Raw genomic sequence first — 17634 nt, 5'->3', positions numbered from 1 at the left:
CCGACACCTGATCATGCTGAAGATCCACATGTGGACAACTCGCCACCTGTGGACAGCCGGGTCCCGGACTAGCGGAACAGCCTGCGCACGACGAGCACGCCGACCAGCACACCGACGCCGATCAGGGCGTAGCGCAGCCGGGGGTCGCTGAGCTTGGCGCGCACGGCGTCCTTGCCCTGCTCCACGTACTGCTGCGGATTGGCCTTGGTGCCCAGCTCGTCCAGCGTGGCGGCCAGGGCGTCGCGAGCCTGCTCGATCTCGCGCTGGATGGTCTCGGGATCGCGGGCCACTTCGTCTCCTTGTCGGCGCCTACCGAGCACACCGTAGTTGACCAGCCCCACGCGTGCCGGTGTGGGGGCGTTACGCTTGCGCCGCTGGGACCGTAGCCCAATTGGCAGAGGCACACGGTTTAGGTCCGTGCCAGTGTCGGTTCGAGTCCGACCGGTCCTACTCGCGAGTGGGCGAGGTCTGCCCGCCAACAGCGCGGGCCGATCTCGCTCGCCATGTCTTCTGGGGGACGACCCCCAGACCCCCGATGCCGGGCTTCGCCCGACTCACGAGTGGGCGAGGTCTGCGCGCGAAAAGCACGCGCCTACCTCGCTCGCCATGCCGTCTGGGAGACGCCCCCAGACCCCCGATGCCGGGCTTCGCCCGACTCATGAGCGGGCGAGGTCTGCCCACAAACAGCACGCGCCTACCTCGCTGACCATGCCGTCTGGGAGACGACCCCAGACCCCCGATGCCGGGCTTCGCCCGACCTGCCCGTCAGTGCATGCTGGGGCCATGGAGCTGTTCCCCAGGCAGCGCACCGAGATCGCCCCCGGCGCGGTGCACGTACCGGACTGGCTCAGCGCAGAGGAGCAGCGCGCGCTGGTCGAGGCGTGCCGGGGCTGGGCGCGGGCGGGCATGCGCGCGACCCGGCTGCCCGGCGGCGGGGTCATGTCGGTGCGCACGGTCTGCCTGGGCTGGCAGTGGATCCCGTACCGCTACTCGCGCACGACCGAGGACGGCAGTCCGGTGACGCCGTTCCCCGAGTGGCTGGCCGAGTTGGGGCGCCGCGCGGTGGGCGACCCGGGCTACCGGCCGGACGTGGCGCTGGTCAACTACTACGACGCGAGCGCGCGCATGGGCATGCACCAGGACCGGGAGGAGCGCAGCCCGGACCCCGTGGTGTCGCTGAGCTTGGGCGACAGCTGCGTGTTCCGCTTCGGCAACACCGAGCACCGCAACCGCCCCTGGACCGACGTGGAGCTGCGCTCCGGGGACCTGTTCGTCTTCGGCGGTTCCTCGCGGCTGGCCTACCACGGCGTGCCGAGGACCCTGCCCGGCACGGCCGACCCTGCGATCGGGCTGTCCAGCGGGCGGCTCAACATCACCCTGCGGGTGTCCGGCCTGGACGGCTGATCAGGCCCGCATCCCGTCGCACACCACGGAGACCACCAGCTCCGGCTGGTCCGCGCTGTGCCGCCGCATGGACAGGCAGCCCACGATGAGCGCCTTGACCTCCGCCACCCCGATGTCCGGCCGCACCGCCCCGCTGCGCTGGGCCTGCCGCAGCAGCTCGCCCAGCCCCTCCATCATCGACCGGGACGCCTCGGTGGTGGCCAGTTCGTCGAAGTCGGTGGTAGCGGCCAGCGCGTCGGACAGCGCTCGGTTCAACGTGGCGTCGCGCACCATGCGGGCGAAGAACTCGAAGAAGGCCGCACCGGGGTCCTCGGCACCGGCCAGCTCCCTGGCCTGCGACCCGATGCGCTGCAACCGGTCCACGACGATCGCCTCGAACAGCGACTCCTTGGTCGGGAAGTGCCGGTAGACCGTGCCGACCCCGACTCCTGCCCTGCGGGCGATCTCGTCGATCGGCACCGCGAGGCCCTCCTCCTCGAAGACGTCCTGCGCCACGGCGAGCACCCTGGCCCGGTTGCGCCGGGCGTCGGCCCGCAGCGGCTTGCCGCTCGCCGTCGGATCACCTTCGGTCACGCCCTGAAACCTTAGGGCGCCCGGCGCGCCCACGCGGTCAACACGGCGACGAACTGCTCGGCGGCCTCGTCCACGGCCCCCCTGTCCCCGGTGGCCACCAGGTCCAGCAGCAGTCCCCTGGCCACCGCGACCTGCAACCGCGCGTTGGCCAGGGCCTGGTCCGGTGGCACGCCCAGTGCGCGGGCCAGCTCCGCCGAGGGCGCCAGCCAGGAGTCCACGATGCCCTCCAGCAGCCCGGTCGTGCCCGGCCTGCCCTGCAAAGCCTGCCCGTACACCTCGAAGAACAGCCTGATGTGCGGCCAGTTCTCCGGGGCGGACAGCCGCCGCCAGAACTCGCGGGCCAGCTCGACCGGATCCGTGCACGTGCTGCCGTCCAGTTCGGCGAGCAGCTCCCGCTGCCGCTGCTCCACGGCGCGCACCACCTCGACGAGCAGCCCCTCCCTGGAGCCGAAGTGGTAGATCAGCATCCGGTGGCTGGTGCCCAGCTCCGCGGCCAGGGCACGCAGGCTCAGCTCGCCCACCCCGTGCTCGGCGAAGTACCGCACGGCCCCGTCCAGCAGCCGCTGCCTGGCCTCCGACACCCTTGCCCCCTTCGTGTACCGAGTGGTACATGTACCAGATGGTACACAGACGGCACACGATCGAGGCGACCGCGCACACCCCGGCACCGCCGGGAGCGGTGTACGACCTGCTCAGGGACGGGTCCACCTGGCCGATGTGGACGCCGATCAACTCCTTCCGGCTGGAGCGGGCCGGGCAGGACGAGCCCGAGGGGGTTGGCGCCATCCGGGTGTTCCGCACGGTGCGCGCCCCCAAGCCCGTGACGATGCGCGAACGCGTCGCCGAACTGGTGCCGCAGCGCCGGTTCAGCTACGAGGCGCTGTCCGGGCTGGCTGTCCGCGACTACCGCGCTGACGTGGACCTGACCCCGGACGGGACGGGCACGACCATCCACTGGCGCTCGGCGTTCAACGCCAAGGTGCCCGGCACCGGCTGGCTGTACCGGCGCGCGTTGGAGCCGGTGATCCGCCGCTGCGTGGCCGGCCTGGCCGCCGAGTCGGCGCGGCGCACGTCCCCCGCCGAGGGATGATCGGGCACCTGAGGTGACCGATCACCCCGAGTTCGCCCGCCGAACAGGTGAAAAGTTGATGACCAGCCTGGAGCTGCCCGTAGCCGCGTGCCGATGATGGACCCAAGCGCACGAGGACGGCGGTTGGGCCGTCACACCGGCCGGCGTGGGCCATCGCGAACAGTGGTGGCGCCCACGCCGCGTCGCCGCTCGGTCACGGCTTGGCCACAGGCTCGCACCAGGTGCGTGTCGACGCCCGCATCCGATGGCCCCGATCGGCCAACTGGCTCCAAGGTGGAACAGTTTGGTCCGGACGGTGCCGGGCCGGTGGCCGAGGAGCGGGAAGTGCGGATCGTCAGGCTGGTCGTCGCGGGGTGTGCCGCGGCCTTGCTGACCGGTTGTGCGGCGACCGCCACCACACAGCTGTCCGCGGTCGAGAGCAGCGAGACGCCACTGGTCGCGGGCCGCCAGTCCAGCGCGGCCCCGCACGCGGCGGGCATGTACTCGGCCTTCGGCGAGCAGCACACCTGGAACAGCGGGCTGGTCGTGACCATCTCCGCGCCCCGCTCGATCAAGCCAAGCGGCAGCGCCTACCCACAGGCCGCCCGGGCCGCCGTGTTCGAGTTGACCATCGACAACGGGACCGCCTCCCCGTACAAGCCGTCCCAGCTGACGGTACGTGCGCTGCTGGGCAACTCCGCCACCCAGGAGGTCGTGGACACCGCGCAGGGCCTCAACGGGTTCGTCGCCGCGGCGCAGGACATCCCGCCGGGCAAGTCGGCCAAGCTGACCCTGGCCTTCGCCATGCCCAAGCAGCCGACCTCGCTGCGCGTGGTGGTGCAGCCCGACGTCTCCGGCGCCGCCCCGTCCGCTTCCTTCCAGGGCACCGCCTGACGAACTTGTCGGTGGCCCGCGCTAGCGTCCCTGTCATGAGTGAGCAGCAGCGACTTTCCGCTGGCGACAAGGCCCCCGAGTTCACCCTGCCCGACCACGAGGGCACCAAGGTCTCGCTGTCGGACTACCGGGGCAAGTCGGTGGTCGTGTACTTCTACCCGGCCGCGGGCACCCCGGGCTGCACCAAGCAGGCCTGCGACTTCCGGGACAACCTCGCCGAGTTCAACGAGGCGGGCTTCGCGGTGCTGGGCATCTCCCCCGACAAGCCCGCCAAGCTGGCCAAGTTCGTCGAGCAGGAAGGACTGACCTTCCCGCTGCTGTCCGACGCCGACCGCGCCGTGATGACCGAGTGGGGCGCCTTCGGCGAGAAGCAGAACTACGGCCGCACCGTGCAGGGGGTGATCAGGTCCACCTTCATCGTCGACGCCGAGGGCAAGATCGCCAAGGCCTCGTACAACGTGCGCGCCACCGGCCACGTGGCCAAGCTGCGCAAGGACCTGGGCATCTGAACGGGCAGGCCCCGGCCGCCGAGGCAGCGCGCCGGATCGTGCCCGGCGCGAGGGTCTCGGCCGTCGTGGTCGACCGCGGGGCGGGGTGGTCGCCGCACGAGGAGCAGCCCGCGCAGCTGTACCGGTCGGCCTCCCTGGTGAAGCTGCTCATCGCAGTGGACGTGCTCGCACGCCACGGCGAGGTACCCGGCCTGCACGCGATGCTGTCGGCCAGCGACGACGACGTGGCCAACGAACTGTGGGACGCCGACGGCGGGCCTGAGGTAGTGACCAGGTCCATCGAGCGGCTGCGCCTGCCCACGGCCAGGCCGCCGCTGATCCCCGGCCGCTGGGGCGACACCGCGATCAGCACAGCTGACGTGGTCACCACCTACGAGTACGTGCTCGACGTGCTGCCCGCAGCACACCGAGAACTGGTGCTCGGCGCGCTGGCCGACGCACCTCGCCACGCGGCGGACGGCTTCGACCAGTACTTCGGCGTGCCAGCCGTGTTCCCCCGCCCCTGGGCGATCAAGCAGGGCTGGTCGGTCACCGCGCAGGACCGGGTGCTGCACACCAGTGGGCTGGTCGGCGAGGGCTGGCCGAGGATCGTCGTGGTGCTGGCCGCGTTCCCGCCGGACACCGACTGGGACACGGCGCGCGCCGCGGTCAACGCTGCCACCGAAGTTGTGCGCGATCGGGTAACGTGGCTGTAAGGGCAGGCACCGAGCCGCCCCAAGTCTGCGCAGAGGGTGATTTCGCCGTGTGTGGCATACCCACACCAAGCGGTCCCGAGCTTCCCTCCGAATTCGTCCTGCGGGTCCACTTCCCGACCCGGGGTGGTTGACGGCGGACTGACCGTCCCCAGCTTCCTTCGCCGCTGATCCCAGCGGTCCCCTTCGCGTACCCGGCCGAGGCACAGCGCCCTCGGTCGCTGGCGCGCACCCACCCACAGGACTTTCTGCCATGGTGCCCTGGATACTGCTCGCTCTCGCGATCATCGCCGAGGTCTTCGCGACCGTCATGCTCAAGATGTCCGACGGCCTGACCCGGCTGCTGCCCTCGATCGGCATGGTGCTCGGCTACGGCCTCGCCTTCTACCTGGAGTCCCAGGTGATCCGGCTCGGCGTGCCGATGGCCGTCACCTACGCCGTGTGGGCAGGCGGCGGCATCGCACTGGTCGTGCTCGCCAACCGGGTCGTGTTCGCCGAGCCGATCACACCGATGACCATCGGCGGCATGGGCCTGATCCTGGCCGGGGTCCTGGTCGTGCAGCTGTCCGGGGTGAGCTCGCACCCGGCTTGACATACTGCGCGGGCAACCGACGACAGGATGGTGCTTCCCGCGCATGGTGCTCGACCTGCTCCCCCAGCCCGATGACCTGCTGGAGCGGTACGGCAAGCCGGAGCCGGATGCCGACTGGCTGCTCGCCGAGCCCCGCGTGGTGCCCGAGCACCGTGGGCTGGGCGCGGCGAGCCCCACCGTGCGCGCGCTGAAGACCTGTCCGTGCGAGGTCGACGGGCACGAGCCGCCCGCTGGCTGGCGCTACCCCGTCGGCCCGCAGCACCCCGACGGCTTCGCCTCCCCCAGCGCACGCCGCGCCATCTGGCTCGCCCCCGGCCGGGTCGTCGACCGGTTCGGCGGCACCGGTGGGCAGTTCCTGTCCGACCTGGGCCTCGCCTGGGAGCTGCGCGCCTTGCCCCCGCACACCCTCGCCGCCGGCTACCACGTGTACGAACTGCACCGGCCGGTCCCCGTGTGGTCCGGGCCCGCTGCCGCCTGCTTCGGCCACCCCGGCGGTGGGGTGCAGCACTACCTCGGCGAGCGTTACACGGTGCACGACCTGCTCGTCAACGGCTACCTGGTCGAGGTGACACCATGCGCTTGAGCAGCATCGCCCGCTACCTGGAGCTCGCCGGGGTCGGCGCCGAGGAGTACTCGTTAGGCGCCCGCACCGAGGACCGCTGGTGCCTGCTGCCCGTGCCCGGCCACGGCTGGGAGGTCTTCTACGCCGAGCATGGCGGTCGCGGTGCGCGCGAGCTGTTCGGCACCGAGACCGGCGCCTGCTACTACCTGTACGGCCGCCTGGTGGAGCAGCACGTCATGACCGGCCGCCTGGTCGTCCGCCCGTCATGAAAGTGCCGTTCGAGACACTAGATGTCTCGAACGGCACTTTCATGGCATCAAGCCAGGGCCGTGGTCAGGTGGGGCACCAGCATGCGCAGGGCACGGCCGCGGTGGGAGAGCTCGTCCTTCTCGGCGGGGTCCAGCTCGGCCGAGGTCCGGGTCCCGCCCTCCGGTACGAAGATCGGGTCGTAGCCGAACCCGTTGTCGCCACGCGGTTCCCGCACGAGCTGACCGCGCCACTCACCGCGCACGACGACCTCGGCACCGCTGGGCAGCACGAGGGCGGCGGCACAGACGAAGGCGCCACCGCGGCGCTCCTCGGGCACGTCGCCGAGCTGGCCGAGCACGAGCCGCAGATTGGCGGCGTCGTCCCCGTGCCCGCCGGACCAGCGCGCGGACAGCACACCGGGCATGCCGTTGAGCGCGTCCACGGCCAGCCCGGAGTCGTCGGCGATCGCGGGCAACCCGGTGGCCGCCACCGCGTCACGAGCCTTGGCCAGCGCGTTCTCCTCGAAGGTGGCGCCGGTCTCGGGCGCCTCCGGGAAGGGCGGCACGGAGTCCAGGCCGACCACCTCGATCCCGGCCACCTGCTCGGCGGCCAGGATCCGCTCCAACTCGACGAGCTTCTTGGCGTTGCGGGAGGCGAGCAGCACCCGACTCACGACTTGGCCCCCGAGTGGCCGCGCGAGCGCTTGCTCGGCGAGGGCTCGGGCAGCTGCCCCGGGTAGGGCAGGGCCAGCGCCTCGGTCTGCAGGCGGGCGAGCTCGGCGCACCCGGCCAGCGCCAGGTCCAGCATCTGGTCCAGGGTGCTGCGGGCGAAGGTGGCGCCCTCGCCGGTGCCCTGCACCTCGACCAGGGTCCCGGCGTCGGTGGCGACCACGTTCATGTCCACCTCGGCGCGCGAGTCCTCCTCGTAGGGCAGGTCCAGGCGCACCCGGCCGTCGATGACGCCCACACTGACCGCGGACACCGAGCAGGCAAGCGGCTTGGGGTCGGCCAGCCGACCGGCCGCGCCCAGCCAGGTCACCGCGTCGGCCAGCGCCACGTAGGCGCCGGTGATCGCGGCGGTGCGGGTGCCCCCGTCGGCCTGGATCACGTCGCAGTCGATGACGATCGTGTTCTCGCCCAGCGCGGCCAGGTCGATGCAGGCGCGCAGCGAGCGGCCGACCAGGCGGCTGATCTCGTGCGTGCGGCCGCCCACCCTGCCCTTGATCGACTCGCGGTCGCCCCTGGTGTGCGTGGCCGAGGGCAGCATCGCGTACTCGGCTGTCACCCAGCCCAGGCCGGACCCGGCGCGCCAGCGCGGCACGCCCTCGGTGACGCTCGCGGCGCACAGCACGCGGGTGTTGCCGAACTCGACCAGCACGGAGCCGGCCGGCCACTGCTGGTAGCCACGGGTGATCCGGATCTCGCGGAGCGCGTCGTCGCTCCTGCCGTCTGCTCTAACCACGGGTTTAGCCTACGGGCACCTGTTGAACCGCCGACGAGCCACCGACGTGAGGTTGTCATGGACGTAGCCGCAGCCCCGTTCACCGTCGACGGCCTGCCCCTGCACCCGCTGCTGGTGCACCTGGTGGTCGTGCTGCTGCCCCTGGCGGCCCTCGGCGCGGTGGTCATCGCCCTGGTGCCCCGCTGGCGAAGGCGGTACTGGCTGCCGGTGCTGGTGCTCGCCGTGCTGGGCATCGCCGCGGTGCCGATCACCCAGCAGGCCGGGGAGGCGCTGCTGGCCAGCCTCGGCCCGCTGAACAACCCCGACCTGACCCGGCACTCCGAGCTCGGTGACGGACTGCTGCCCTACGCCCTGGCGTTCGGCGTGGCCCTGGTGGCCCTGCTGGTCGCGGGCAGGCTCGCGGACCGGGAGCGGACCGCCGCGGTACGCGTGGGGCAGCCCGCACAGCGCCAGCAGCCGGTGGCCGCCGGGGTGTACAGCCTGGACGAGGAGCCCGGACCGGCCGGTGGCCCCGAGGATGCGCCAGCCGACCACCGGGAGCCGACACCGGCCGGGGTGTCCCGGTTCTGGCGGGTGATCACGGTGCTGGTGTCGGTGGCGGTGGTGGCCACGGCCGCGGCGGTCGGCTACGAGGTCTACAAGGTCGGCGACAGCGGGGCCTCGGCCGTGTGGAAGGGCGTCGGCGGCAGCCGCTGATCACACCTCGTACACCGCGGCCGGACTGGCGACCAGCACCTGACCGGAGAAGGCCGCCACGGCCTCGGCGCGCACCACCTCAGGATCGGTCCACGGCGCGATGTGGGTCAGCAGCAACCGCCCCACCTCGGCCCGTTCGGCGAGTTCACCGGCCTGCCGCCCGGACAGGTGCAGGTCAGCGGGCCGGCGCGGCGAGTCGGTCCAGGTGGCCTCGGCCAGCAGCAGGTCCACGCCCTGGGCCAGCTCGTCCAGCGCGGGGCACGGGCCGGTGTCCCCGGTGTAGGCCAGTGCGCGACCGTCGTGCTCGACCCGGAACCCGTACGCCTCGCAGGGGTGCGCGACCCTGGCCGCGGTGACCTTGAGCGGCCCAAGTTGCACGGCGTGCTCGGTCAGCGGGTGGAACTGGAACACGTCGCTCAGGTCGGTCTCGGCCCGCTCGACCTCGTTGGGCGCGTAGGCGGCGGCGAACCGGCTCGGCGCGTCGGAGGGCCCGTGCACCGGCAGCCGCCGCTGCGTCGGGTCGTAGGGTGGAGCGGGGCGGTACCTGCGCAGCACGGTCAGTGCGGTGAAGTCCGCGCAGTGGTCGGGGTGCAGGTGGGAGAACGCGAGCGCGTCCACCTCGAACGGATCGCACACCGCCTGCAGGGCGGCCAGCGTGCCGTTACCCAAATCGATCACCAGCCGGTACCCGTCCGCCTCGACGAGGTACCCGGCGGCCGGCGAAGCCGGCCCGGGGATGCTGCCCGAACAACCGAGGATCGTGAGCTTCACGGCGCGGATGGTGACATGGCGGTCGTGACCGCTCCAACCTGCGGCCCCAAGAATCTGCGGGCCAGTTTCTCGAAGGGCTCGGCCGGACCGGTCGCCAGGAACTCGTGGTCGGGCTGCTGCTCACCGACCGGCTCGTGCAGCAGCTCCCGCTCGGTGAGCACGCGGACCACGTCCTTGGCGGTCTCCTCGGCGCTGGACACCAGGGTGACGCCCTGGCCCATGACGATCTGCAGCACGCCCGTGAGCAGCGGGTAATGCGTGCAGCCCAGCACCAGCGTGTCCACCTCGGCGCGGTGCAGCGGCTCCAGGTACGCCTCGGCGAGGCCGAGCACCTGGCGGCCGGAGGTGATGCCGCGCTCCACGAAGTCCACGAACCTGGGGCAGGCCACGCTGGTGACCTTGATGTCCTTGGCCGCGGCGAAGGCGTCGGCGTAGGCACCGGACTGCACCGTGCCGAGGGTGCCGATGACGCCCACGTTGCCGGAACGCGTGGTGGCCACCGCCCTGCGCACCGCGGGCAGCACGACCTCGACTACCGGCACCTCGTAGCGCTCCCTGGCGTCGCGCAGGCAGGCGGCCGAGGCGGTGTTGCACGCGATGACCAGCATCTTGACCCCGCTGGCGACCAGGCTGTCGGCCACCGCGAGCGAGTTGCGGCGCACCTGTGCGATCGGTAGCGGCCCGTACGGGCTGTTGGCGGTGTCGCCGACGTAGCGCAGCCGCTCGGCGGGCAACTGGTCCAGGACAGCACGCGCGACGGTCAGACCGCCAACGCCGGAGTCGAAGATCCCAATCGGTGCGTCAGCAGCGGTCACACCCCGAGGCTACCGGGCAGGGCAGGCGGCGTCGGGGTGCGTTGTAAGGACTCCCGGTAGTCGCTGGCGACCCGCCAAGCGGCGTAAACCCCGGCCACCGCCCCGCAGAGGTGGCCCTCCCAGGAGACGTCCGGGTTGGCGGAGGAGGGCAGGACCAGCACGAACACCCAGCCGTAGGCGAAGGCCAGCACCGCGGCGATGAGGAACTGCGGGATGCTCCCCACGAAAATGCCCCTGGCCAGCAGGAACGTCAGGTAGCCGAAGATCAGCCCGGAAGCGCCGACCACGCCCTCCGGGCGGGCGATCAGCCAGGTGAGCAGGCCACCGAGCAGCCAGACGTGGGCGGTGACCTTCAGGAACTGCCTGGTCCCTCCCGACATGGCCAGGAAGCTGAAGATCATCAGCGGCACGGAGTTGTCGACCAGGTGCTGCCAGCTGGCGTGCAGCAGCGGGAAGAACAGCACGTCCTGCAACGCGAACAGGTCGCGCGGGCGCAGGCCGAACCAGGAGTTGAGCGAGTACAGGGTCAGCACGTTGAGCACCTGCAGGGCGTAGAGCAGCGCCATGAAGCCCAGCACCAGCGCGACCGCCCGCACCGGGTTGGGCGGCAGCACGCGCTTGGCCGGGTGCCGCGGTGGCTTCGGCGGCTTGGCGGCTAGTTCGGGACTCGTGCTCACAGGACAAGGCTAGGACGGGGGTCTGACAACCCGGGGCGGATCGGTGCGGATCAGGCGGTGAGCTGGCGCCTCGTGGTGGCCCGGTCGGCGCGGCTGACCAGCCAGGCGGTGAGCAGCCCGCCGAACGCGCCGAACAGGTGCGCCTGCCAGGAGATGCCCGGGTCCGCGCCCGGCAGCAGGCCCCACAGCACGCCGCCCCAGTAGAAGAACAGCACCGCCGCCGCGAGCAGCTGCTTGATGCTGCGGTTGAACAGGCCGCGCACCAGCAGGAAGACCAGCCAGCCGAAGGCGATGCCCGAGGCGCCGACCGTCACCGCGCCCTCGGGCCCGGTCAGCCACACGCCCAGCCCGCTGACCAGCCAGATCACCGCCGTGACCGCGACCCACACCCGGGTGCCGACGGCCATCGCCAGGAAGCCGAACAGCAGCACCGGGACGGTGTTGGCGATCAGGTGCGGCCAGCCCTGGTGCAGCAGCGGGGCGAACAGCACGCCGAGCAGCCCGGACACCTCGCGCGAGCGGATGCCGTAGCCGACCAGTGTTCCGTGCAGGAACGCGAGGTTGACGAACTCCACCAGGTACAGCAGAGCGGTGAACCCGGCGATGACGATCGCGGCCTGCAGCGGCTTGGGCGGCAGGACCCGGTTCACGCGCTTGCCGGCGGCAGGCGCCGCGGGAACTGTGGTCACGGATCGAGCGTAAGTCGGATCGGGCACCGTCGACATCGGGAGGAACCCCTAGGGTGAACCGGTGCTGGCTGAGGTTGCGGTGCGTGCCACTGCGGAACTGGGTGAGGGACCGACCTGGGATCCGGGGAGTTCGACCCTGCTCTGGGTGGACATCCTGGGTTGTGCGGTGCACCGGTACGACCCGCTGCGGGGTTCTGACGTGATCATGGAGTTGCCGCAGCACGTCGGCGCGGCGAAGCCCCGGGCGGGCGGTGGGCTGGTGGCCAACCTGCGCGACGGGGTGGCGCTGCTCGACGGGGACGGGACGCGGCGCTGGCTGGTGTACTGGGCACGCGAGGGCGTGCGCGGCAACGACGCGGCGGTGGACCCGGCGGGGAGGCTGTGGGCGGGCACCATGCGCTACGACGAGGGCACGGGCGGCGGGTGGCTGGCCAGGGTCGAGCCGGACGGCGCGGCCAAGGTCGTGCTGGACTCGGTGACGATCAGCAACGGCATCGGCTGGAGCCCGGACACCCGGCTCATGTACTACGTGGACACCCCGACCCGGCGCATCGACGTCTTCGACTACGACCTGGACGGCGGCGAGGCGGTCAACCGGCGGCCGTTGTGCTCGGTCGAGGGCACGGATGGCTTCCCGGACGGTCTGTGCGTGGACGCCGAGGGGTGTGTGTGGGTGGCGCTGTGGGGCGGATCCGCCGTGCGCCGCTACACCCCCGACGGGCGGCTGGACCGCGAAGTGGCGATGCCGGTCCAGCAGCCGACGGCCTGCGCGTTCGGTGGCGCGGACTTCACCGACCTGTACGTGACCTCGGCCCGTGTGGGCCTGGACGAGCCCGGTGAGCTGGACGGTTCGGTGCTGGTGCTGCCGGGCATTGGCGTGGGCCAGCCGGGCACGGTGTTCACGGGCTGAGCGTGGCCTGACGGGGGGACTGCGCGGGCGCGCGCTGGGCGAGACTGGCGGACGGCTGGGCGGGACTCACGCACCGGTAAGCGGGACACGCGGGCAGCTGGGAGGGCTCGCGCACCGCAGGACAGGACCCGCGCACCGCAGGACGGGACTCGCCCACCAGGGAGCGGGACTCACGCACCACAGAACGGGACTCGCCCACCGGTAAGCGGGACTCACGCGCGGCTGGGCGGGACTCGCCCACCGGTAAGCGGGACTCACGCGCGGCTGGGCGGGACTCGCCCACCGGTAAGCGGGACTCACGCGCGGCTGGGCGGGACTCGCCCACCGGTAAGCGGGACTCACGCGCGGCTGGGCGGGACTCGCCCACCGGTAAGCGGGACTCGCGGGATACGGGGAGCGCGAACACGGCCTACCGGAAGCGCCGACACACCACTCCGGAACGTCCGACACGCGGCCCCGGAAACGCCGACACACCGTTCCGGACCGACGAACACGCGGTGCGCGAAGCGCCGACACGCGGTGTCTGGGCGGGACTCACGCACGGCTCAGCGGGACTCGCCCGCGGCTGGGCGGGACTCACGCACCGGTAAGCGGGACTCACGCGCGGCTGGGCGGGACTCGCCGTCGGCCTGGCGGCGAGTCCCGGGGACTCAGGCCCAGAGGTGGCCGTCGAGGCGTTGCGCGGCCTCGTCCAGGGTCCCGGCGTAGGCCCCCGTGGACAGGTACTTCCAGCCCGCGTCGGCGACCACGAAGACCACGTCGGCCTCCTTGCCCGCCGCGTGCGCCTTGTCCGCGGCCGCGAGCGCCGCGTGCAGGATCGCCCCGGTCGAGATGCCCGCGAAGATGCCCTCGGTCTCCAGCAACTGCCTGGTGCGGCGCAGCGCGTCGTAGGAGCCCACCGAGTAGCGCCCGGTGAGCACCTCGGCGTCGTACAGCTCGGGCACGAAGCCCTCGTCCAGGTTGCGCAGGCCGTAGACCAGCTCGCCGTAGCGCGGCTCCGCGGCGATGATCTGCACGTCGGGCTTGTGTTCGCGCAGGTAGCGGCCCGCGCCGACGAGCGTGCCGGTGGTGCCCAGCCCGGCCACGAAGTGCGTCACGGTGGGCAGGTCGCGCAGGATCTCCGGGCCGGTGCCCGCGTAGTGCGCGTGGGCGTTGGCCGGGTTGCCGTACTGGTAGAGCATCACCCAGTCGGAGTTCTGCTTGGCCAGTTCCTTGGCGGTGGCCACGGCCTGGTTGGAGCCGCCCGCGGCGGGCGAGTACACGATCCGCGCGCCGTAGGCGGCCAGCAGCTGCTTGCGCTCGGTGGAGGTGTTCTCCGGCATCACGCAGACCAGGCCGTAGCCCTTGAGCTTGGCGGCCATGGCCAGTGCGATCCCGGTGTTGCCCGAGGTGGGCTCCAGGATGGTGCAGCCGGGCCGCAGCACGCCGTCGGCCTCGGCCGCCTCGATCATGGCCAGCGCGGGCCGGTCCTTGATCGAGCCGGTCGGGTTGCGGTCCTCCAGCTTGGCCCACAGCCGGACCTGCGGCGATGGCGAGAGCCGGGGCAACCCCACCAGCGGGGTGTCGCCCAGCGCGTCGAGCAGCGAGTCGTAGCGGGCCACGGCGCGGGTGCTACCGGCTGCCGCCGGCCACCGCCGGCAGGATGGTCACGTTGTCCCCGTCGGCGACCTTGGCCTCCAGGCCACCGGAGAAGCGCACGTCCTCGTCGTTGACGTAGACGTTGACGAACCGGTGCAGGACCCCGTCCTTGACCAGGCGGGACTTGAGCCCGCCGTGGTTGGCCTCCAGGTCGTCGATGACCTCGGCCAGCGTGGCGCCGCTGGCCTGCACGGACTTCTCCCCGGCGGTGTGCGTGCGCAAGATGGTCGGGATGGACACGGTGACGGCCATTGTTGGTAAACCTCCGCGATCGGCCTGGACTGTTGGTGCAGACGCGCGGGGACCACACGCTATTCCCGGCGCGGAACTGGGTGGTTCAGCCCGCGTCGGGCACGTCGTCGGCGCCGGTGTGGGAGAACATGTACGACTCGACGACCTGCACGGGCTCCTCGGTGACCTCGCCGTCGACGATCCGGTAGGAGCGCAGCTCGTGCTCCTCGGGGTCACGGGTGGACACCAGCACGTAGTGCGCCTCGGGCTCACCCGCGTAGGACACGTCGGTGCGCGAGGGGTACGCCTCGGTGGCGGTGTGCGAGTGGTAGACGACCACCGGCACCTCGTCGTTGGCGTCCATCTCGCGGTAGAGCCTGAGCAGGTCGCCGGACTCGAACTCGTAGAAGGTCGGGGACCGGGCCGCGTTGAGCATCGGCACGAAGCGCTCGGGGCGGCCGGTGGCGGCCGGGCCCGCGATCACCCCGCACGCCTCGTCGGGGTGGTCACGACGGGCGTGCGCGACCATCGCCTCGACCAGGTCACGACGGATCACCAGCACGTGCACCATCCTAAGGGGTGGCGGAAGTCGTCCCGGTGGTTGGGAAAGACCAGGTCGCCAGTTCCGGCTGGACGGCGAGCACCAGTTCCTGCTGGACGCGAGTCAGCCAGGCGGCCACCTCGACGGCCGGGCGCTCCCTGGGCCCGTAGACCAGCCGAGTCTGGCCGAGCACCATGACCCACTCGTCCACCGCGTCCAGGTCGCAGCGCACCGGCCCGGGCCCGTCCAGCGAGGCCAGCAGGCGCTGCGCTGCGGAGACCAGGTTGAACCGCAGCAGCTCGCCGAAGCGCTGGTGGAACTCGGCCGCGGTCGGCCCGTACGGGTAGGCCTGCGGGAACATCCTGGCGAGCATGGACATGCGCTGGCCGGGGTAGCGCAGCCGCTCCAGGAACTTCTGCCCCTCCGGCCAGGGCCCCACGTAGTGCAGCAGCCAGCCGACCGCCTCGCGCAAGGTCTGCCTGGCCTGCTCGGAGAGCTTGAGGTAGACGGTCTCCTCGTCCACGAACAGCTCGATGTCCCCGGTCATGCCGCCACCTCGATCGACGCGTTCAGCCCGAAGGCCTGCAACCGCGCGGTGATCGCCTCGGCGGGCTCCCGCTCGGTGTAGGCGCCGATCTCGGCAACTCCCGACTCGTACGCCTGCCGCGCGGCCGCGGCCGCGTGTTCCACCGGCATGGACAGCACGCGGACCAGCGCGTACGCCACGGCGGCGAACGAGTTGATCGCGTCGTTGTGCACCAGCACCCGCCAGGTCACCGCTTCCTCCCCACCGCGTCGGGCCAGGCATCACGGTAGGCCGGTACCCCGCCGACGGTCGAAGCGGCCAGCAGTGCGTGCACCACGGCCCGCGCGAGCACCTCGGCCGCGGCCTCGTACAGGGCGTTGAGCTCCACCGGCCGCGCCGGGCCCAGCTCGCGGGCGCCGGTGGCCAGGGAGAAGATCGTGTCCCCGTCGAACATGCCGTGCGCGGGCCGGATCGCCCTGGCCATGCCGTCGTGGGAGATCGTGGCCATGCGCCCGCACTCGGCCTTGTCCAGTGCCGCGTCGGTGGCCACCACGCCGATCGTGGTGTTGAGCGGGGACACCTTGGGCGCCAGTGCCACCGCGGGCGCCCCGGGCGTGGTCAGCCCGAACTCCCCGCCGACCTCGTGGTCCACCGCCCAGGGCAACCCGGTCGCCAGGTTCACGGCCTCACCCGCCGCGTTCAGCGCCACCACGGCGCCCACGGTGTGCCCGTTCACGAGGGTGCTCGCTGTGCCGATGCCGCCCTTGAGCGAGCCCGCACGCGCCCCCGTCCCGGCACCGAAGCAGCCCTGCACCACCGGGTCGGCACTGGCCGCCTCGCAGGCCGCGTAGCCGAACCCGGGATCCGGCCGGTTGCCCCAGTCGCTCAGCTTGAGGTCGAACAGCACCGCGGTGGGCACGATCGGCACCACCTCGTGCGGCAGCTGCCCGACGGCCACGCCGTGACCGCGCTCGGCCAGCCAGCGCATCACCCCGTCGGCGGCGGCCAGCCCGTACGCGCTGCCCCCGGTCAGGCAGATCGCCTGCACCCGCTGCACCAGCCGGGAGGGCGCGAGCAGGTCGGTCTCCCGCGTGCCGGGCGCCCCGCCGCGCTGGTCCACCCCGGCCACCGCGCCGTGCGGCACCAGCACCACGGTCGTGCCGGTGGCCCAGCCGGGCTCCAGCCGCTGGTGGTGACCGACCAGCACCCCGGGCACGTCGGTGATCGAGTTCGCCCCTGGCGCGGGAACGCTCACGTGAGCACCGCGCTGACCAGGCTCTCCTGGACCCAGGTCAGCCAGTGGTAGACGCCCAGGTGTGAGGAGCGCGGGTCGTCCTCGGGCAGCTCGTCGGGCATGTCCTCGGTGACGTCCAGCGCGGTGCCCAGGGCCAGCCGCACGTCGTTGATCGCCGACAGCCAGGCCTCGGCCTGCGCCAGGCTCAGCACCACGTCCCCGCCGTCGGGCGGGCAGGTGCTCAGCACTGTCTCGGCCACCAGCGACTTGGACCGCAGCAGCCCGGGCTCGTGCAGCGAGCGCAGGGCGGCGGCGGAGTCCTGGTCGGCCTTGGCGGGCGCGTCGTCGTCGAGCCGGTGGAAGTCGGGCAGCAACCGGCCCAGGATCGGGTCGTCCGGCGCCTGCGAGGACCCCACCTGGATGCCGGTCAGCTCGGCGAGCTCGTCCTCGGGGGCCTCCGCCGCCCTGGCCTCCAGCATGTCCAGCACCTGGCCGACCAGTCCGCGCAGGATGGCCGCCTCCTGCCGGTCCAGCGAGGCCAGCACCTCCTCACCGCACCGCTGCCAGCCGTTCATGAGTCGTGCTGCATGGTCGCCCACAGCCCGGCCGCATGGAGTTTCGCCACGTCCGCCTCGACCTTCTCCTTCGATCCGGACGACACGATCGCCCTGCCCTTGTGGTGGACGTCGAGCATCAGCTTGGTCGCCTGGTCCCGGCTGTAACCGAAGACCTTCTGGAACACGTACGTGACGTAGGACATCAGGTTCACCGGGTCGTTCCAGACGATCGTGAGCCAGGGCTTGTCCTGGCTGCTCACCGGGTCACCCAGCGTCCGCTCCTGTTCCACGGGCGTGCTCATACGCCAATGGTGTCACGTCACGCGGCGTGGTGTACGACATAG

At 71.9% G+C, this 17634-nt stretch carries 27 protein-coding genes and 1 tRNA gene; 11 read left to right on the top strand and 17 right to left on the bottom strand.

Annotated features, from left to right (window positions below; all coding sequences use genetic code 11):
* Nucleotides 1-68: 68 nt before the first annotated feature.
* Nucleotides 69-290, bottom strand: coding sequence for a DUF3618 domain-containing protein (locus KALB_RS06280; RefSeq protein WP_025354872.1), 222 nt, complete (start codon nucleotides 288-290; stop codon nucleotides 69-71).
* Nucleotides 291-376: 86 nt separating this feature from the next.
* On the opposite strand from KALB_RS06280, the gene KALB_RS06275 reads away from it, so the two are divergent.
* Together KALB_RS06275 and KALB_RS06270 are read left to right on the top strand one after the other, a co-directional pair.
* Nucleotides 377-450, top strand: a tRNA-Leu gene (locus tag KALB_RS06275).
* Nucleotides 451-783: 333 nt separating this feature from the next.
* Nucleotides 784-1404: an alpha-ketoglutarate-dependent dioxygenase AlkB family protein gene (locus KALB_RS06270; RefSeq protein WP_025354871.1), complete on the top strand. Its 621-nt coding sequence runs from the start codon at nucleotides 784-786 to the stop codon at nucleotides 1402-1404.
* Here the strand turns inward: KALB_RS06270 and KALB_RS06265 are convergent, their stop codons facing one another.
* Both KALB_RS06265 and KALB_RS49765 read right to left on the bottom strand, forming a co-directional pair.
* Entirely contained in the window at nucleotides 1405-1977 is a 573-nt protein-coding gene (locus KALB_RS06265; protein WP_025354870.1) for a TetR/AcrR family transcriptional regulator, read from the bottom strand.
* Between the two features lie 11 nt (nucleotides 1978-1988).
* Nucleotides 1989-2558 carry a TetR/AcrR family transcriptional regulator gene (locus KALB_RS49765; RefSeq protein ID WP_025354869.1) on the bottom strand — a complete coding sequence of 190 codons (570 nt, stop codon included), beginning with the start codon at nucleotides 2556-2558 and terminating at the stop codon, nucleotides 1989-1991.
* A gap of 29 nt (nucleotides 2559-2587) precedes the next feature.
* Between KALB_RS49765 and KALB_RS06255 the strand changes: the two genes are divergently transcribed.
* From KALB_RS06255 to KALB_RS06225, 7 genes are all read left to right on the top strand, one after another.
* Nucleotides 2588-3067 carry an SRPBCC family protein gene (locus tag KALB_RS06255; RefSeq protein ID WP_236650185.1) on the top strand — a complete coding sequence of 160 codons (480 nt, stop codon included), beginning with the start codon at nucleotides 2588-2590 and terminating at the stop codon, nucleotides 3065-3067.
* Between the two features lie 324 nt (nucleotides 3068-3391).
* Entirely contained in the window at nucleotides 3392-3940 is a 549-nt protein-coding gene (locus tag KALB_RS06250) for a hypothetical protein (RefSeq protein ID WP_030110954.1), read from the top strand.
* 35 nt (nucleotides 3941-3975) lie between these two features.
* Complete coding sequence (gene bcp / locus KALB_RS06245; RefSeq protein ID WP_025354866.1) at nucleotides 3976-4449, top strand: thioredoxin-dependent thiol peroxidase; 474 nt, start codon at nucleotides 3976-3978, stop codon at nucleotides 4447-4449.
* A 38-nt stretch (nucleotides 4450-4487) separates the two neighbouring features.
* Nucleotides 4488-5144 (top strand): serine hydrolase, encoded by a 657-nt coding sequence (locus KALB_RS06240; protein ID WP_025354865.1) that lies wholly within the window; start codon nucleotides 4488-4490, stop codon nucleotides 5142-5144.
* A 250-nt stretch (nucleotides 5145-5394) separates the two neighbouring features.
* On the top strand, nucleotides 5395-5733 hold the full coding sequence (locus KALB_RS06235; protein WP_030110952.1) for a DMT family transporter: 339 nt from the start codon (nucleotides 5395-5397) through the stop codon (nucleotides 5731-5733).
* A gap of 43 nt (nucleotides 5734-5776) precedes the next feature.
* Nucleotides 5777-6316 (top strand): TNT domain-containing protein, encoded by a 540-nt coding sequence (locus KALB_RS43665; protein ID WP_025354863.1) that lies wholly within the window; start codon nucleotides 5777-5779, stop codon nucleotides 6314-6316.
* The gene (locus KALB_RS06225; RefSeq protein ID WP_025354862.1) at nucleotides 6307-6564 is read left to right on the top strand and encodes a hypothetical protein; all 258 of its coding nucleotides are present in this window, start codon (nucleotides 6307-6309) and stop codon (nucleotides 6562-6564) included. Before KALB_RS43665 ends, KALB_RS06225 begins: the two co-directional genes overlap by 10 nt.
* Before the next feature lie 47 nt (nucleotides 6565-6611).
* On the opposite strand, the gene rdgB is transcribed toward KALB_RS06225, so the two are convergent.
* Both rdgB and rph read right to left on the bottom strand, forming a co-directional pair.
* Nucleotides 6612-7217, bottom strand: a complete 606-nt coding sequence (gene rdgB / locus KALB_RS06220; RefSeq protein ID WP_025354861.1) for an RdgB/HAM1 family non-canonical purine NTP pyrophosphatase — start codon at nucleotides 7215-7217, stop codon at nucleotides 6612-6614.
* On the bottom strand, nucleotides 7214-8005 hold the full coding sequence (gene rph, locus KALB_RS06215) for a ribonuclease PH (RefSeq protein ID WP_025354860.1): 792 nt from the start codon (nucleotides 8003-8005) through the stop codon (nucleotides 7214-7216). The genes rdgB and rph overlap by 4 nt, the downstream gene beginning before the upstream one ends.
* Before the next feature lie 57 nt (nucleotides 8006-8062).
* On the opposite strand from rph, the gene KALB_RS06210 reads away from it, so the two are divergent.
* Entirely contained in the window at nucleotides 8063-8701 is a 639-nt protein-coding gene (locus tag KALB_RS06210) for a DUF2231 domain-containing protein (RefSeq protein WP_025354859.1), read from the top strand.
* Here KALB_RS06210 and KALB_RS06205 read toward each other — a convergent pair whose 3' ends face one another.
* The 4 genes from KALB_RS06205 to KALB_RS06190 are packed head-to-tail and all read right to left on the bottom strand — an operon-like array spanning nucleotide 8702 to nucleotide 11653.
* Nucleotides 8702-9472: an MBL fold metallo-hydrolase gene (locus tag KALB_RS06205; protein ID WP_025354858.1), complete on the bottom strand. Its 771-nt coding sequence runs from the start codon at nucleotides 9470-9472 to the stop codon at nucleotides 8702-8704.
* Nucleotides 9469-10287 (bottom strand): glutamate racemase, encoded by an 819-nt coding sequence (gene murI, locus KALB_RS06200; protein ID WP_025354857.1) that lies wholly within the window; start codon nucleotides 10285-10287, stop codon nucleotides 9469-9471. The genes KALB_RS06205 and murI overlap by 4 nt, the downstream gene beginning before the upstream one ends.
* Nucleotides 10284-10964 carry a rhomboid family intramembrane serine protease gene (locus tag KALB_RS06195; protein ID WP_025354856.1) on the bottom strand — a complete coding sequence of 227 codons (681 nt, stop codon included), beginning with the start codon at nucleotides 10962-10964 and terminating at the stop codon, nucleotides 10284-10286. The genes murI and KALB_RS06195 overlap by 4 nt, the downstream gene beginning before the upstream one ends.
* A 50-nt stretch (nucleotides 10965-11014) precedes the next feature.
* Nucleotides 11015-11653, bottom strand: coding sequence for a rhomboid family intramembrane serine protease (locus KALB_RS06190; RefSeq protein ID WP_025354855.1), 639 nt, complete (start codon nucleotides 11651-11653; stop codon nucleotides 11015-11017).
* A 61-nt stretch (nucleotides 11654-11714) separates the two neighbouring features.
* On the opposite strand from KALB_RS06190, the gene KALB_RS06185 reads away from it, so the two are divergent.
* Nucleotides 11715-12563, top strand: a complete 849-nt coding sequence (locus KALB_RS06185) for an SMP-30/gluconolactonase/LRE family protein (protein ID WP_025354854.1) — start codon at nucleotides 11715-11717, stop codon at nucleotides 12561-12563.
* A 650-nt stretch (nucleotides 12564-13213) separates the two neighbouring features.
* Here the strand turns inward: KALB_RS06185 and KALB_RS06180 are convergent.
* The 8 genes from KALB_RS06180 to clpS form a co-directional block, all read right to left on the bottom strand.
* Nucleotides 13214-14164 (bottom strand): PLP-dependent cysteine synthase family protein, encoded by a 951-nt coding sequence (locus KALB_RS06180; RefSeq protein WP_025354853.1) that lies wholly within the window; start codon nucleotides 14162-14164, stop codon nucleotides 13214-13216.
* A 10-nt stretch (nucleotides 14165-14174) separates the two neighbouring features.
* A complete protein-coding gene (locus KALB_RS06175; RefSeq protein WP_025354852.1) occupies nucleotides 14175-14453 on the bottom strand; it encodes a MoaD/ThiS family protein in 279 nt (92 codons plus the stop codon).
* Nucleotides 14454-14538: 85 nt separating this feature from the next.
* Nucleotides 14539-15003 (bottom strand): M67 family metallopeptidase, encoded by a 465-nt coding sequence (locus tag KALB_RS06170; protein ID WP_030110948.1) that lies wholly within the window; start codon nucleotides 15001-15003, stop codon nucleotides 14539-14541.
* Nucleotide 15004: 1 nt separating this feature from the next.
* Nucleotides 15005-15520 (bottom strand): DUF2017 family protein, encoded by a 516-nt coding sequence (locus KALB_RS06165; protein ID WP_025354850.1) that lies wholly within the window; start codon nucleotides 15518-15520, stop codon nucleotides 15005-15007.
* On the bottom strand, nucleotides 15517-15750 hold the full coding sequence (locus KALB_RS06160) for an ATP-dependent Clp protease adaptor ClpS (RefSeq protein WP_025354849.1): 234 nt from the start codon (nucleotides 15748-15750) through the stop codon (nucleotides 15517-15519). The genes KALB_RS06165 and KALB_RS06160 overlap by 4 nt, the downstream gene beginning before the upstream one ends.
* Nucleotides 15747-16754: a P1 family peptidase gene (locus KALB_RS06155; protein WP_030110947.1), complete on the bottom strand. Its 1008-nt coding sequence runs from the start codon at nucleotides 16752-16754 to the stop codon at nucleotides 15747-15749. The genes KALB_RS06160 and KALB_RS06155 overlap by 4 nt, the downstream gene beginning before the upstream one ends.
* Nucleotides 16751-17308, bottom strand: a complete 558-nt coding sequence (locus KALB_RS06150; RefSeq protein ID WP_025354847.1) for a DUF2017 domain-containing protein — start codon at nucleotides 17306-17308, stop codon at nucleotides 16751-16753. Before KALB_RS06150 ends, KALB_RS06155 begins: the two co-directional genes overlap by 4 nt.
* The gene (clpS, locus tag KALB_RS06145) at nucleotides 17305-17592 is read right to left on the bottom strand and encodes an ATP-dependent Clp protease adapter ClpS (RefSeq protein ID WP_025354846.1); all 288 of its coding nucleotides are present in this window, start codon (nucleotides 17590-17592) and stop codon (nucleotides 17305-17307) included. The genes KALB_RS06150 and clpS overlap by 4 nt, the downstream gene beginning before the upstream one ends.
* Nucleotides 17593-17634: the final 42 nt, after the last annotated feature.

Origin of the sequence: Kutzneria viridogrisea DSM 43870 (genome assembly GCF_000525635.1) — a bacterium.
GTDB classification, from domain to species: domain Bacteria; phylum Actinomycetota; class Actinomycetes; order Mycobacteriales; family Pseudonocardiaceae; genus Kutzneria; species Kutzneria viridogrisea.
The sequence above is the reverse complement of the archived record's forward strand: the minus strand, read 5'-3'. Positions and strand labels throughout refer to the sequence as shown.